Genomic DNA, 14,292 nt, shown 5'->3' with positions numbered 1-14,292 from the left:
TCGCTCGCTCCGTCTCGGCTCGCCTTGCATGTGAGGAGAACTCATGGACGTCACTGACCGCACCTATCCCTTCGCCCGGCACTGCCCTTTCGCCATGCCCGAGGAGTTCGGCTGGCTTCGCGGCCACCAACCGGTGGCCAAGGTCCGGCTCGAAAGCGGTGACGAGGCATGGCTGATCACTCGCTACGAAGATGTACGCGCCGCGCTGACCGACCCCCGGTTCAGCCGGTCGATCCACCGGGACGGTGCCGCTCACGTGGACACGGGCTTCCAGGCCGACGCCGACAGCCCGCTGTTCAACTTCGGCGGCACCATCTCCGAGCCCCCGGGCCACACCCGCTGGCGTCGCATCGTCAACCGCGCCTTCACCTCCCGACAGGCCGAGTCGATGCGCAAAGAGATCGCCGCGCACACCGACGCCCTCCTCGGTAAACTGGACGCCCGCGGCGAGGGCTTCGACCTGATGGCGGACTTCGCCTACAGGCTGCCGATTACCGTGATCTGCGACCTGCTGGGCATCGAGGACGCTGCCCGCCCGGAGTTCACCGAGCTGGCGGCCCAGCTCACGCGCCGCGACATGCAGTCCTCCTTCATCGAGTTCGGGCAGGCGCTCCAGTCGATCGGCCGCTATGCGGTCGGCCTGATCGTGCGCAAGCGGAAGGACCTGGGCGACGACCTGCTGAGCACCCTGATAACCCTCCGCGACGAGGAGGGTGACGCCGAAGGGCTCACCAACGAGGAACTGGTCTCCACGGTGATTCTGCTGCTCATGGCCGGCTATGAGAGCACCGCCGTGCAGCTGGGCAACATCTTCTACGCCCTCCTGCGCGACCCCGACCAGATGCGCGCTCTGCGCGAGCACCCGGAGCGGATCGACCGCGCGGTCGAGGAGCTGCTGCGCTACGCGCAGATGGGCACCGGATACGCCATCGCCAAGTTCACCACCGAGGAAGTCGAGCTGTCCGGCGTGACGATCCCGGCCGGATCCACCGTCTTCGTTTCGTTGGCCTCGGCCAACCGCGACGAGCGGATATTCGGAACGGACGCCGACACCCTGGACCTGAACCGGGCAAAGGCGCACCGGCAGACGGCGTTCGGCTACGGACCGCACTACTGCCTGGGTGCGGCGCTGGCCCGGGTGGAGATACAGGAGGCGGTCGCCCGCACCCTGACCCGCTTCCCTGGCCTGCGCCATGACGGCGACCTGGACGCGGTGGAGCTCACCAGCAACCTCTTCACCTACTACCCGCGCGAGCTGCGCGTCCTGCCCTGACCCCGCCGTCCCGCCACCACTGGAGCAGCCCGATGGACACCGCACAGGAGACCGACGCCTATCCGTTCCCGCTTGCCTGCCCCTTCACCCAGCCGCCCGAGCTGGCCCGGCGCCGCAAAGAGGCGCCGGTCGCTCCCGTGACCCTGCCCGGCGGCGCCTCCGCCTGGCTGGTGACCCGCTTCGACGACGTCCGGACCGTCCTCACCGACGAGCGGTTCAGCCGTAGCCCGGTCCGGCAGAACGCGGTGCGCGAGCAGCGCCGTGCGGGACCGGCCTCCGGCCCGGGACAGTTCGACTTCGGTGCCAAACTGGCCGACCCCGCCGCCCACGCCCGCTGGCGCTCCCGGCTCGGCTCGGTGCTCACTCCGCAGCATGCCGAGTCCCTGCGCCCACGGATCGGGCAGATCGTCGATGAGGCCCTGGACGAGATAGCGGTACGCCCTGACCGTACGGCCGAGTTCGTCTCGGACTTCGCCTACCGGATCCCGGTCCGGGTGCTCGCCGGGCTCTTCGACCTGACCCCGCAGTTGAGCGACCGGCTTCAGGGCTGGGCCACCCGGTTGCGCGGCGCCGCGCCTTCGACCGCGGCCTTCGGTGAGGCGATGCGCTCGCTGTACGAGGTCGCCGCCGAGCTGGTGGCCAGGGAGCGTGCCGAGCCCGGGCCCGGACTGATCGGGCTGCTGCTCTCCGCTGACCGGGAGGGCCGGGAGGGCACGGGGACGATGACCGATGAGGAACTGGTCTCCACCGTCTTCCTGCTGGCCACCGCGGGATACGAATCCACCGCCGTGCAGTTCGCCAACGGCCTGCTCGCCCTCTTCCAGCACCCGGTCGAGCTGGAGCGACTGCGGTCGGGCTCGGTTTCGATGGCCGCCGCCGTCGAGGAGATCCTGCGCTATGCCCAGGCCGGGACCGGCTTCGCGGGCACCACCTACACCACTGAGGAGGTACGGCTCGGCGATGTCACCCTGCCGCCCGGGGCGACGGTGCTGATCTCCCTGGACTCGGCCGGCCGGGACGAGCGGCGCACTGACCGGCCCGAGGTGTTCGCCCCCTCGCACGGCGCGCCTCACCACCACCTGTCCTTCGGCGCGGGCGGGCACTACTGCCTGGGCGCGTCCGTGGCCCGGGTTGAGCTCCAGGAGGGCTTCACCCGGCTACTCGCGCGGTTCCCCGGACTGCGCCTGTCCGGCGATCCCTGGAAGACCGAGTTCACCCGCAACCTCTTCCACCACTACCCGCGCGAACTTCGGGTGGAGTGGTGACCGGCCACCGAGAGGAAGTCGACATGAGCGACCAGGACGCGTCCCTGTACTGCTCCATCATTCTGTGGGACCTGTCGCGGTCCTCGCAGACGGTCCGCTCCCTGCGCACTTATCTGCGGGACTACGCGATCGAAAGCTATGAGAAGGTTCCCGGCCTACGGCAGAAGGTGTGGATCTCCTCGACCGGTTCGGAGGGAGAACTCTGGGGCGCGGTCTACCTGTGGGACTCGCAGGAGGCCGCGTACGGCCGACCGCCCGGGGTGTCGCATGTGCTCGAGCTGATCGGCTACCGCCCCACCGAGCGCCGCTACTTCGGTGTGGAGGCCGCGGCCACGGGCCTGGACAGCCTGGTGGGCGCGCTGACCGCCGGGGTGGGGATGGCTTTCCAGCCGGGATCTCCCGAGCCGTTGGCCCGTCCGCAGGAGTTCGTGCCGCCCGGCACCGACGCCTTCATCCAGGCAGGGGAAAACCCAGCCGGCCGTCCGGCCGTCAGCTGAGGGACGCATCGGCCCACGCCCCCACGGTGAACTGGCCGAAGTCGGACGGCGACGCCGGCATCGGCCACTCCGGCACCTCCAGCCGCGGCGGCTGAACGCCTCGGCCTCCCCGAGGCCAGGGCAGTCATCCGGTGAGTGTGCGCGGGCGCACCCGGGGCTCGCCCGCCCTCCCGGAGTACCCACGGTTCCGGGCGGTCGATGCGGTGGACCTCCGCCCCTGTCCGCTCTGCACGGGTGGAGGCCCGCGCCCGTCCCCTCCCGTCAGCTCTCCTGCATCCAGGCGAGCGTGATCCGCATGGCGCCGAACCGCCAGCCCGCCGGGGTCCGCACGGCGGTGCCCGCCACTCGCAGGCCGCTCGTGCGGTGGGGCGGTTCGCCGTCGCGGTGGAAGTACACGATCTGGTTCGCGGTGGCCTCGGCGTGGTCGCCGTCCACACTCACCAGCACGTCCCCGTGCACGTGCTGGGTGTGCTCCCCCTCGACCCGGCTCCGCCGCAGAAGGGCGGTCACCTCGTCGAGACCGTGCAGCTCGCCGCGCGGCCCGCGCACCAGGACGTCGTCGCTGTAGACGGTGTGGGCGTCGTCGTGGCGGTGTTCGTCCAGCAGGTTGGCCAGGCGGGCGAACAGGTCGGCGATCTCGATGCGGTCGGTGGTCCGGGTGGCGTCGGACACGGCATCCCCCTTGCGGCAGACCAAATGTTGGTGGGACCAACACTAGGGCAGTGTGTTGGTTTGACCAACACCATTTAGAGTGGCCGCCATGGACGAGCCCCCCGAGCGCCTGACGACGAAGCCGAGCTGGCTGATCAGCCAACTGGCCGTGCACGCACGCAGGTTGGCATTCGAGGGATTCGCCGCCGCCGGGGCGCGCGGATACCACTACCGCATCCTGGCCGCCCTCCAGGAGTTCGGGCCCGCGAGTCAGGCCGAACTCGGCCGCCGGTGCCGCGTCGACCGCAGCGATGTCGTGGCGGCCGTCGGCGAACTGGCCGGGCGGGGCTTCGTCGACCGGACGCCGGACCCGGGCCACGGGCGGCGCAACAGGGTGACGCTCACCGAGGAGGGCCTGCGGCGACTGCGGCACATGGACGAGGTGCTCGACCGGGTGCAGGACGACCTGCTCGGGCCGCTGTCGGCCGAGGACCGGCAGACCCTGACCCGCCTGCTCGGCCGCGTCCTCGCCCACCACGAACCGCACTGATCCCCCTCGCCCCACCCGTCCGGCGTCCGGCCGCGCGGGTGCGCCGCCCAGGTGGTGCGGGCGGAGCTACGGCAGGGCGTGCGGGTCAGGCGGGCAGGGCGGCGAGCCAGTCGGTCAGCAGGCGGTTGACCTCGGCGGGCCGCTCCTGCTGGATCCAGTGGCCGCAGCCGTCGAGGATGTGGGAGGCCACCAGGCCGGGCAGCGTGACCGGGTACGCCTCGATCGCGTCGGCCAGCCAGGTCGTGGAGGCGTCCAGGCCGCCGCCGATGAACAGCGACGGCTGGGTGACGGGGGCGCCGTCGTAGGCGGCGAGGTCCTCCCAGTCGCGGTCCATGTTGCGTTGACATCCTCGCCGCCCTGATGGACGGCGATCCCCGCCTACCGTGCCGCCCGTGGCCGCGGTGTCGGGTGGGTTCCCGCTTCGCCGCGCGGTGCGGGCACGGGTGCCCGTCTTACCAGCGCTCCACGGGCTGACACGGCCAGTCCAGCCGCCCGGGCGACGTTGACCGCCGCGTTGACGTCCCGGTCCAGCACCGCCCCGCACGCCGGGCAGGTCCACACACGGATGTGCAGGGGCTTGGGGCCGTCCTTCACGCCGCAGGCCGAGCACACCTGGGACGTGGGCTCGGACCGGCCGATCCGGATAAAGGTGCGCCCGTACCGGGCGGCCTTGTACTCCAGCATGGCTACGAACGCCGACCATCCGGCATCGTGCACGGACCTGGCCAGGCGGGTACGCACGAGTCCCTTCACACACAGGTCCTCCACCGCGACCGCTTGGTTCTCGCGGATCAGCTTCGTGGAGAGCCGGTGATGGAACTCGCGGCGCGCGTCCGCGACCTTCGCGTGCGCCCGTGCGACACGGATCCTGGCCTTGCCCCGGTTCCGGGAGCCCTTCTCCTTGCGGGAGAGGGACTGCTGCGCACGACGAAGCTTTTTCTCCGCCCGGCGCAGGAACCGCGGGCTGTCGATCTTTTGGCCGTCGGAGAGGACCGCGAAGTGCCCGAGCCCGAGATCGATACCCACTTCCGGAGACGTCTCCGGCAGCAGTTCCTCCGGGCCGGTCTCCACGATGAACGACGCGAAGTACCGGTCCGCCGCGTCTTTGATCACCGTCACGGTGGACGGAGCGGAGGGCAGTGCGCGGGACCACTTCACCCGCACGTCGCCGATCTTCGGCAGACGCAGCCTGCCGCCCGGGGTGATCGACCAGCGGGCGTTCGCGGTGAACCGCACGGCCTGCCGGGTGTCCCGCTTCGACTTGTACCGGGGCGCGCCCATCCGCGGGCGCCTGCCCGCCAGGCCGTCGAAGAAGTTCCGGTACGCGGTGTCCAGGTCGCGCAGCGATTGCTGGAGGACGACCGCGGAGACCTCTGCGAGCCAGGTCCGTTCCGGGGTGCGCTTGGCCTCGGTGATCAACCGCTTCGACAGGTCCCCGGTTTTCGGGAGCGGCAGCCCGGCGGCGCGGGCGGTCTCCCGAGCGCGGAGGGCGTCGTTGTAGACCACCCGCGCGCACCCGAACGCCCGCGCCAGCGCCGTGCGCTGGCCGGCGCTCGGGTAGAGGCGGAACCGGTACCGAAGCTGCACGCCGTCCACGCTATCCAGCAGCCCCGTCCACCTCGACCGGAACATGTGTACGGTCCGTCACCGTGTCGCCCGTCGTGCTGCGGCATAGGGCCTCCTCAAGGGCCGTGGGACGCCGCCGTGGTGCGGGCCGGCCCTCTCCGGCCCTCCGGCGGCTCGGCTCCGATCATGGGGGGGGGATCCTGCCCGGAGGGCGAGCCCGTTTGCCGGTCCGGCAAGCGTCGTTCCGGCGACGGGTGCCGGCGCGGCCGGTCGCCCGCGTCCGGTGGTTCCCGGAGACGGATCCGTTCGGGGTACCGACAAGTTCCGCAGGGGGTGCCGCAGGTGCTTCGCCTGCTTTTCCGGTGAGGTGATCGCCTGTCAGTCTCCTGTGGAATGCTGTGATCGTGGGCGCTGTCCTCCGGGGGACGGCGCCGCCTGCCGGAGTGTTCTCGGGGGTGCCATGACCGGTTGGTCCGGACCGGACCGCGGCGGGGGCGGAGTCGGCGACTGCGCCGAGGCCGCCGCCCGGGCGGCCTTCGTCGCGCTCGGCAACGGAAGGTGAGGAAGTCATGGGCGATATGACCACGGGGTCGCTGGTACTGCGGGTCGTCCCCGAAGCGGACGAGGACGCCGCCGAACTGGATGACCTGGCAGGGCAGCTAAGGACCGAACTGCTCGAACTGGACGTGGAGCGCGTCGATCCGCTGGCTGCGGACGACCTGCCCCCGCTGGCCAAGGGTGTGGGCACCACGGTGGGCGCGCTGCTCGTCCGGTTCGGCATCGCGCAGGGCGCGCGTGCCGTGGTGGGCGCCGTCAAGCGGTGGGCGGCGCGCAGTGAGAAGTCGGTGGAGATCACGTTCGGCGAGGACTCGCTGAAGGTGACGGGCATCAGTTCGGAACAGCAGGACCGACTGATAGAGATCTGGCTTGAGCGGCAGAACATCACTTCCTGAGCTGCAGCCCGGGCGGCGGTCCGCACTCGTCGTCGCCGTGTCCTCGTACGCCGACGACGGTCTCGCCCGGCTCCGGGCCCCGGCCAGGGACGCGGAGGCGCTCGCGGAGGTTCTGGGCGCCCCGGAGATCGGTGGCTTCGACGTGCGCGGACTCACCGACCCGACAGCGCAGGAGATCCGCAGCGGCGTCGACGACTTCCTCTCCGGGCGGAGCACGGACGAGTTGCTGCTGGTGTACTTCTCCTGCCACGGTCTGCTCGACGCGCGCGGGCGCCTGTACTTCGCGGGCGCGGACACCCGCAAGGAGCGGCTCGCCTCGACCGGTGTCGAGTCCGGATGGCTGCTGGAGCAACTGGACGAGTGCCGGGCCCGGCGCCAGGTGGTCATCCTGGACTGCTGTTTCAGCGGTGCGTTCGCGCGGGGGGCGAAGTCCGCCGAGCGTGATGTGGACCTGGAGTCCCGGATCGTGGGGCACGGGCGGGGACGGACCGTTCTGACGGCCTCGCGGTCCCGTGAGTACTCCTTCGAGGGCGAGAGCCTGACGGAGGCGGCCGTTCCGGAGGGTTCGGTGTTCACGACCGGTCTGGTCGACGGACTCCGTACGGGCGCCGCCGATGCGGACGGCGACGGGTACATCTCGGTCGAGGACGCGTTCGACCACGCGGCCGCGTATGTGGTGGAACGGGGAGCCAAGCAGACACCGCAGCGCTGGGTGTTCGGAGGCGAGGGAAGGATCTGGCTCGCGCGGGCGGCGGTGCGTGCCGCTGCCGGGGACGATCTGCCCGAAGCGCTGAGGATGGCGCTGGACAACCCGCTGCCCGCCGTACGCGTCGCCGGCGTCATGGCACTCGGCGAGTGGTTGTCGGAGGGGGGCGAGGCCCGTTTCCGGCTCGCCCGGCGGTACCTGGAGCGCATCGCCGCGACCGACGACCCGGCGGTCGCGCGGGCGGCCCGAGCACTGCTACCCCCGCCGGAGGCAGCGAGCCCGGCCGTGGCGGCCTCGCCGCGGCGGAGGCCCGCACAGCCGCGTGTGGTGCAGCCACCGCCGCGACAAGACACACGCCTGTCCGTGGTGCAGCCGCCCCCGCGAGGGGCCGCACGACCACATGTGACGCCCTCGCCCTCGCCCTCGCCGAAGAAGGCTGCCGCCGGGCCGGGTCTCCTGCACACCCTGCCGGTCTGGGACACTCCCGATGACCTGGGACAGTTGCGGTGGATCAGCGGCATGGCTGTTCACCCCACGGCGCCGTTGGTCGCCGTCGCGCCCAACGGGGAATCGCAGCAGCACGCCGATGGCGGACCACCGCAGCTCTGGGACCCCGTGGAAGGCCGCCTTCTGCACACCCTGCACAGTCATGGCAATCCGATCCAGGCGCTCGCCTTCAGCCCCGACGGGGACTTTCTGGCCACTTCGAGCTACGAGGACGTACGGATCTGGGACACGCACCACTGGCGGCAGCGGCAGCTGCACACTCTGATGAACGGGCTGGGACTCACCTCCGGACAGCTCGCCTTCGCTCCCGGCGGCCGGCTGCTCGCCACCGACGACTACGACGGCACGGTCCAGGTCTGGGAGCCGTCGAGCGGGCGGGAAGTGCTCAGAGTCGGCCGGGACACCCACGGACGCGACCCGCGCGTCACGGCACTGGCGTTCAGCCACGACGGGCTCACCCTGGCCACAGGGACCGACAGCGGGGTCGTGAGGGTCCTGGATGTCACCTCGGGCAGACAGCTGCTGCGGTCGAAATGCCACGGGGGCTGGGTGACCGGACTCGCGTTCGGTCCTGGTGACCGGCAGTTGGTCAGCACCGGGAGCGTCGACGGTTCCGTCGTCCTGTGGGACACCGAGAAGTGGCGCGCACTGCGGAAACTCCAAGTCGGTGAAGGTGGCGTGGGGGGTGTCGAGTTCAGCCCGCACGACGGGCTCCTTGCCGTCAGCACCGGACTCGACGTACGCCTGCTGCGGCCGGACACCGGACAGCATGTGGCCACGCTGGGCGAAAGACTCGGCGACGCCACCGAGGTCTTCGCCTTCAGCCACGACGGCGGGCTCCTGGCCTGCGCGGGTGTCGGCGGTGAGGTGGGCGTCTGGGACGCGCGGAACAACCGGCGGATGCACCGCCTGACAGGTGGTCACGAGAGCAGCGCCACGCACCTGGGCTTCACCCCGGACGACCGCCACCTCGTCACCGGCGGCGGCGAAGGTGTCTGCGTCTGGCGAGTGTGCTGAGAAGCCGCTGCCCGCGACACATCCGGCAGGTGAACGCCGGGGACCTCCCGGCGGAGCGGCGCCGTCCCCACGTGGCGGGGGCGCGCTGTCCGTGCGTCATGCGGCGGGGCCAGGGGCGGAGGACCGGCGGGTGGTGTCCCGCCGGGTGATGGCCTCGGCCACCTGCTCGACGGCGGTGCGCAGGAAGCCGCCGTAGGCGTCCTGGGGGAGGTCAGGGATGTGCCCGCGGGCCGCGTCGATGTGCTCGGCGGCGGCCTCGAACGACCCGAGCCGGCGGTAGTCGTCGGCGAGGTTGAGGTGCAGGGACGGGTAGAAGGCGGCGATGCGCAGACCGGCGTGGTGTTCCTGAAGACGCTGTTCGGTCACGGCGTCGGCGGCGTCCAGGGCCCGGACGTCCCAGGCCAGGGCCTGGGCGGGGTCCTCGTGGAGGTCCGCCAGGTGGTGCGCGAGGGTGCAGCGGTACAGCGGGTCGCCGGCGGGACCGATCGCGGACCACAGGTCCAGGAGTTTGCGGCGGGCTGCCTGCGCCTCGCCGCTCTGTCCTTCGGCGACGGCTGCGCCTATGGCCTCCATGGTCGGGTCGGGGGTGGCGGGGGCGGCGGTCATCGGAAGGGCTCCTCGTGGTTGTCGGTCAGGCGTGGTGGCCGGGGCCGGCGGGCATGGCCCAGGTGGTCAGGTCGCCGCGGTCGGCGGAGCGGACCGTGACGGGCAGACCGGTCCCGCGCAGGTCGAGCATCACGTCGGGGCCGATGGCGGTGCTGACGGCCGGGTAGAGGGTGGTCAGCTCGAAGAAGACCCGCACCTCCCCTCCCGTCACGGTGGCCGGGAGCAGGGTGCCGGGGTGCCCGTCGGCCGCCGGTAGGGCCAGGCCGCGCCGGGTGGCGTGCAACTCGATCCGCTCGCCCGGGTGTTCCTCCAGTGCCCGCAGCAGCGTGTCCTTCGCCACCGTCGCGCGGGTGGTGGCCTCCGGCAGGGAGGCGAGCATCAGGTGGTGGTCGGGGAACTCCTCCCTCAGCACCCGGCAGTGCCGGTCCTGCCGTCCCGCCATGCGCAGCCGGATGCCGTACGGTGTCGCCTCGATACGTACCAGGGGACTGCGGCGCATCTCGCCTGCCGCGGCCCGCAGTTCGCCGCCGTCGACCGTGGCGGCCCAGGTCGTGGCCGCCGGTTCGGCGGGGACGAGCGTCCGGGTCGAGAGCCGGTACCGGTCGGTCGCGGTCAGCGCGACCGCCTCGGCGGTCGCCTCGACGCGCAGTCCGCCCAGCACCGGCGGCTCCGGATCGCACACGGTCGCGGTCAGCACCTGCTCGACCGCGTCGGCCAGCACGGGCCCCTTCAGCGCGGCGACCGGCCGGCTCGGCACGCCGTGGAGCGAGGACTTGAGCGCGGCGGCTTCCCCGCGTACCGCCGCCGCGTCCCCGAGGACCTTCGCGACGTGCTCGTCGATCAGCCGGGACGCCTCGCCGGGCCCGGCGCCGAGCACCGCCTCGGCGGTGGTCAGCGGCATGGCGATCCGGCGGAGCCGGCGGAGGGTGGTGGCCCGTGGCACCTGGTCGGCGCCGTAGTAGCGGTAGCCCGAGACCGGATCGGTCTCGGCGGGGGGCAGCAGCCCGGAGTCGGCGTAGAACCTCAGCGCGCTGGGGGTCAGACCGGTGCGCTGGGCGAAGACCCCGATGGGCATCAGTTCGGAATTCGGCACCCGGTCATCGTCGGGCTTCGAGCAGGTCGAAGGTCAATACCGGGTGCGGGGCGTACCGCGCCGGGGCCCGGGGGCGCCGGACCTGCCTGCCCGCATGACCGTGGATCTGTTCGCAGGCATCCGTGCAGACGACTACGCGGCGGCGCTGGACTGGTACGAACGGCTGCTCGCCCCCCGCCGGCGTTCGTCGCGAGCGAGACGGAGGCCGTGTGGGAACTGGCGGAACACCGTTCGGTGTTCATCGAGCGGCGGCCCGAGCACGCCGGCCATGCCCTGCACACCGTCTTCGTCGACGGCCTCGACACCCTCGTGGCCGGTATCGCCGCCCGGGGCCTGGAGCCGGCCAGCCGGGAGACCTGTCCGAACGGCGTCCGCAAGGTCACGTACCGCGATCCGGAGGGGAACGAGATCGGGTTCGGCGGCGCTCCGCTCTGATCGCGGGCGGCTCGCAGGGCCGACCCGTGCGGTCGGCGCCCGGCGGGGGAAGAGATCCGCCCCGCCAGCTTCAACCTATAGCGCACCGGGGGCCTTGCGGCAAGACCCGGGTCCTGCCGCAGAATCGTCGCCCTGGGCCGGAAACCGCGCAAACGACGGGTTTCGCAGGTTATGCGTTTCTCTGTGCGCTTATGCGGCGCACGGGACGGCCGGCCCGGGACCGATTCTCTTCACATGGGGGGCTTCCGTGATCGACGTGATCATCGCCGGCGCCGGGCCGACCGGTCTGATGCTGGCCTGCGAGCTGCGGCTGCACGGTGTGCGCGTGGTGGTGCTGGAGAGGGAGGCGGAGCCGACCGGGGTCGTCCGCGCGCTCGGCCTGCACGTGCGCAGCATCGAGGTGATGGACCAGCGCGGCCTGCTGGACCGGTTCCTCGCGCACGGCAGGCAGTACCCGGCCGGCGGCTTCTTCGCCGGCATCCCCAAGCCCTCACCCGAGCGGCTGGACACCGCGCACCCGTACGTCCTGGGCATCCCGCAGCCGGTCACCGACCGCCTGCTGGCCGAGCGCGCCGCCGAGTTGGGCGCCGAGATCCGGCGCGGCCGCGAGGTGACCGGGCTGGAGCAGGACGAGGACGGGGTGACCGTCGAACTGGCCGACGGTACGCGGCTGCGCTCGCGCTACGCCGTCGGCTGCGACGGCGGCCGCAGCACGGTGCGCAAACTGCTCGGCGTCGGTTTTCCCGGCGAGCCCGCCGGGGTCGAGACGCTGCTGGGCGAGATGGAGGCGACCGAGGACCCGGCGGTGATCGCGGCCGTGGTGGCCGATGTGCGCAGGACCCAGTTGCGGTTCGGCGTCGGGCCCGTCGAGGAGGGGATCTACCGCGTCGTCGTGCCGGCCGAGGGGCCGGCCGGGGACCGCACCGTCCCGCCGACCCTGGAGGAGATCAGGAGGCAGTTGCGGGCGGTCGCCGGCACCGACTTCGGCGTGCACTCGCCGCGCTGGCTCTCCCGCTTCGGCGACGCCACCCGGCAGGCCGAGCGCTACCGGGCCGGCCGGGTGCTGCTGGCCGGCGACGCCGCCCACATCCACCCGCCGGTCGGCGGCCAGGGCCTCAACCTGGGCATCCAGGACGCCTTCAACCTGGGCTGGAAACTGGCCGCCGAGATCACCGGCTGGGCGCCCGAAGGGCTGCTGGACAGCTACCACGCCGAACGGCACCCGGTGGCCGCCGACGTACTGGACAACACCCGCGCGCAGATGGTGCTGATGTCCACCGAGCCCGGCCCGCGGTCGGTGCGCCGGCTGGTGTCGGAGCTGATGGACTTCGAGGAGGTCAACCGGCACCTGACCGAGAAGATCACCGCGATCTCGGTCCGCTACGACTTCGGCCGGGGCCACGAACTGCTCGGCCGGCGGCTGCCGGACGTGAAGCTGGGGCGGGGGCGCCGCCTGTACGAGCTGATGCGAGGCGGACGCGGGCTGCTGCTGGACGGGACCGGCCGGCTGTCGGTGGCGGGCTGGGCGGACCGCGTCGACCATGTCACCGACGCCGGCGGGGAGTTGGACGTGCCCGCGGTGCTGCTGCGGCCGGACGGCCATGTGGCGTGGGCGGGAGAGGAGCAGTCCGGGCTGCTCGACCACCTGCCCAGGTGGTTCGGTCCCGCCACCACCGGCTGAGCCCGGGGGCGGGGCCCGCCCCCGGCGGGGTCAGGCTTCGGTGAGCCGGGGTTCGCTTCCCTCCCCGGCCCGCTTCCCGGGCGCCGCGCGCGGGGTGAGGAGGAAGGACAGGGTCATCAGCGCGGTGGCCGCCACCGGCACCCAGCCGACGCCCGCGACGCCGATGACGGCGCCGCCGAGCGCACCCGCCACACCGGTGCCGAGGTAGAGGCCGCTGATGTTCAGCGCGAGGGCGGTCATCGCCGCCCGGGATCCGGCCGCGCCCATGATGCTCCCCTGGACCGGCGGGTTCAGCCCCCATGCGAACACCGCCCAGAGGGCGATGACCACACCCAGCACGACCGGGTCGCCGATGCCGCCGAACACCAGGGCCGCGGCCAGCGCCAGCGCGAGGGCGTGCCCGCCGACGACCAGGCGGAGACTGCGGCGCGGGCCCAGCGCGTCGGCCGCGCGGCCGGCAAGCAGCGCGCCGAGCAGACCGGCGACGCCGACGGTCAGGAGCATCACCGACAGCAGACCGTGGGAGCCGCCGGCGACCTCGGCGGTGTAGGCCGCGAGGTAGGTGTAGAACATCAGGCCGCCGCTCGCCGCCAGGAACGTGACCGCCACCAGGCGCAGCACGGCCGTGTTCCGCAGCGGTGCGAGCCTCTCGCGCAGCGGGGCGGGCTCGCTGCCGCCGATGCGTGGTGCGGTGGCCAGGAGCCCGAGCGCGGCGACCGCCCCCACCGCCGCGATCAGCCAGAACGTCGCCCGCCAGCCGAAGGCTCCGCCGAGCCACGTCCCCAGCGGCACACCGGTGAACAACGCCGCCGTCATGCCCGCCGTGACCACGCCGAGATAGCGTCCCCGCATGCCCTCGGGCGCGCCCATGGCCGCCGTGGTGAAGACGGCCGAGGTCACCACGGCCGCGGCCAGGGCGGCGAGCACCCGGGCCGCCATCAGCGGCCAGTACCCCGGCGCGAGCGCGGCGGCGGCGTTGGCCAGCACGAAGACCAGCAGGCCCGCGATCATCACGGTGCGCTTGGGGAAGCGTTCGAAGGCGACCGCCAGCGTCGGCGCCCCGAGTGCGTAGACGACGGCGAACACCGTCACCAGCTGCCCGGCCGCCGGGACGCCCACGTCCAGGTCGGCCGCGACGGCCCTGAGCACACCGGCGATGATGAACTCGTCGGTGGCCGTGGCCAGGAGGGTCAGGAACAGCACCGCGAGCCAGCTCGGCAGAGTGCTTCTCATGTCGGGCGAACCTCCGTCACGCGCGCCGGAGCAGCGGGGGACGGGAGACCGGCCCTTGCGCTCAGGGGACGCGCGCTCGTAGCGATGGGAACCGGGATCCGGGCGGCGGCGGGCCCCCCGCCCGCCGCCGCCCCTTCTGCTCGTAGTACCGGATGGACCGGCGGCTCGCCCCGGTCCGCTCGGACAACTCCCCGATCTGCACGTGTCCCCTTTCACGGCGAAGGCCCACAGGGCGGCCGCCGGCCACGTCACGGCCGGC

13 protein-coding genes and 1 pseudogene are annotated in these 14,292 nt (G+C 72.4%); 8 read left to right on the top strand and 6 right to left on the bottom strand.

The window, feature by feature from the left end; all coding sequences use genetic code 11:
* The first annotated feature begins 43 nt into the window (after nt 1–43).
* From ACW69E_RS22255 to ACW69E_RS22245, 3 genes are read left to right on the top strand one after another with little or no spacing between them, the layout of a single operon-like run.
* On the top strand, nt 44–1,273 hold the full coding sequence (locus tag ACW69E_RS22255; RefSeq protein ID WP_457500045.1) for a cytochrome P450 family protein: 1,230 nt from the start codon (nt 44–46) through the stop codon (nt 1,271–1,273).
* Between the two features lie 32 nt (nt 1,274–1,305).
* On the top strand, nt 1,306–2,538 hold the full coding sequence (locus ACW69E_RS22250) for a cytochrome P450 (RefSeq protein WP_457500044.1): 1,233 nt from the start codon (nt 1,306–1,308) through the stop codon (nt 2,536–2,538).
* A 23-nt stretch (nt 2,539–2,561) separates the two neighbouring features.
* Nucleotides 2,562–3,035 carry a hypothetical protein gene (locus ACW69E_RS22245; RefSeq protein ID WP_457500043.1) on the top strand — a complete coding sequence of 158 codons (474 nt, stop codon included), beginning with the start codon at nt 2,562–2,564 and terminating at the stop codon, nt 3,033–3,035.
* Nucleotides 3,036–3,296: 261 nt separating this feature from the next.
* Here the strand turns inward: ACW69E_RS22245 and ACW69E_RS22240 are convergent, their stop codons facing one another.
* Entirely contained in the window at nt 3,297–3,707 is a 411-nt protein-coding gene (locus ACW69E_RS22240; protein WP_457500042.1) for a nuclear transport factor 2 family protein, read from the bottom strand.
* Nucleotides 3,708–3,795: 88 nt separating this feature from the next.
* Between ACW69E_RS22240 and ACW69E_RS22235 the strand changes: the two genes are divergently transcribed.
* Nucleotides 3,796–4,236, top strand: a complete 441-nt coding sequence (locus ACW69E_RS22235) for a MarR family winged helix-turn-helix transcriptional regulator (protein ID WP_457500041.1) — start codon at nt 3,796–3,798, stop codon at nt 4,234–4,236.
* 85 nt (nt 4,237–4,321) lie between these two features.
* Here the strand turns inward: ACW69E_RS22235 and ACW69E_RS22230 are convergent.
* Nucleotides 4,322–4,576: pseudogene (locus ACW69E_RS22230) on the bottom strand (alpha/beta fold hydrolase); the annotation flags it as partial.
* A gap of 38 nt (nt 4,577–4,614) precedes the next feature.
* Nucleotides 4,615–5,823, bottom strand: a complete 1,209-nt coding sequence (locus ACW69E_RS22225; RefSeq protein ID WP_457500040.1) for an RNA-guided endonuclease InsQ/TnpB family protein — start codon at nt 5,821–5,823, stop codon at nt 4,615–4,617.
* A gap of 548 nt (nt 5,824–6,371) precedes the next feature.
* On the opposite strand from ACW69E_RS22225, the gene ACW69E_RS22220 reads away from it, so the two are divergent.
* The gene (locus ACW69E_RS22220) at nt 6,372–6,755 is read left to right on the top strand and encodes a hypothetical protein (protein ID WP_206351342.1); all 384 of its coding nucleotides are present in this window, start codon (nt 6,372–6,374) and stop codon (nt 6,753–6,755) included.
* Nucleotides 6,730–8,985: a caspase, EACC1-associated type gene (locus ACW69E_RS22215; RefSeq protein ID WP_457500039.1), complete on the top strand. Its 2,256-nt coding sequence runs from the start codon at nt 6,730–6,732 to the stop codon at nt 8,983–8,985. The genes ACW69E_RS22220 and ACW69E_RS22215 overlap by 26 nt, the downstream gene beginning before the upstream one ends.
* Nucleotides 8,986–9,081: 96 nt before the next feature.
* On the opposite strand, the gene ACW69E_RS22210 is transcribed toward ACW69E_RS22215, so the two are convergent.
* On the bottom strand, nt 9,082–9,591 hold the full coding sequence (locus tag ACW69E_RS22210) for a hypothetical protein (RefSeq protein ID WP_457500038.1): 510 nt from the start codon (nt 9,589–9,591) through the stop codon (nt 9,082–9,084).
* A gap of 25 nt (nt 9,592–9,616) precedes the next feature.
* Complete coding sequence (locus tag ACW69E_RS22205) at nt 9,617–10,684, bottom strand: DNA polymerase III subunit beta family protein (RefSeq protein ID WP_457500037.1); 1,068 nt, start codon at nt 10,682–10,684, stop codon at nt 9,617–9,619.
* Nucleotides 10,685–10,891: 207 nt separating this feature from the next.
* On the opposite strand from ACW69E_RS22205, the gene ACW69E_RS22200 reads away from it, so the two are divergent.
* Nucleotides 10,892–11,119 (top strand): hypothetical protein, encoded by a 228-nt coding sequence (locus tag ACW69E_RS22200; protein ID WP_457500036.1) that lies wholly within the window; start codon nt 10,892–10,894, stop codon nt 11,117–11,119.
* A 247-nt stretch (nt 11,120–11,366) separates the two neighbouring features.
* Entirely contained in the window at nt 11,367–12,800 is a 1,434-nt protein-coding gene (gene rox / locus ACW69E_RS22195; RefSeq protein ID WP_457500035.1) for a rifampin monooxygenase, read from the top strand.
* A gap of 30 nt (nt 12,801–12,830) precedes the next feature.
* Here the strand turns inward: rox and ACW69E_RS22190 are convergent, their stop codons facing one another.
* Complete coding sequence (locus ACW69E_RS22190) at nt 12,831–14,033, bottom strand: MFS transporter (protein ID WP_457500034.1); 1,203 nt, start codon at nt 14,031–14,033, stop codon at nt 12,831–12,833.
* Nucleotides 14,034–14,292: the final 259 nt, after the last annotated feature.

It is taken from the genome of Streptomyces sp. SS8 (assembly GCF_054072955.1).
This window is presented reverse-complemented; position numbering and strand designations above follow the sequence as displayed.

Coding starts and splice junctions, on each gene's coding strand:
- ACW69E_RS22255 (WP_457500045.1), top strand. CDS start 44: ATGGACGTCACTGACCGCACCTATCCCTTCGCCCGGCACTGCCCTTTC.
- ACW69E_RS22250 (WP_457500044.1), top strand. CDS start 1,306: ATGGACACCGCACAGGAGACCGACGCCTATCCGTTCCCGCTTGCCTGC.
- ACW69E_RS22245 (WP_457500043.1), top strand. CDS start 2,562: ATGAGCGACCAGGACGCGTCCCTGTACTGCTCCATCATTCTGTGGGAC.
- ACW69E_RS22235 (WP_457500041.1), top strand. CDS start 3,796: ATGGACGAGCCCCCCGAGCGCCTGACGACGAAGCCGAGCTGGCTGATC.
- ACW69E_RS22220 (WP_206351342.1), top strand. CDS start 6,372: ATGGGCGATATGACCACGGGGTCGCTGGTACTGCGGGTCGTCCCCGAA.
- ACW69E_RS22210 (WP_457500038.1), bottom strand. CDS start 9,591: ATGACCGCCGCCCCCGCCACCCCCGACCCGACCATGGAGGCCATAGGC.
- ACW69E_RS22190 (WP_457500034.1), bottom strand. CDS start 14,033: ATGAGAAGCACTCTGCCGAGCTGGCTCGCGGTGCTGTTCCTGACCCTC.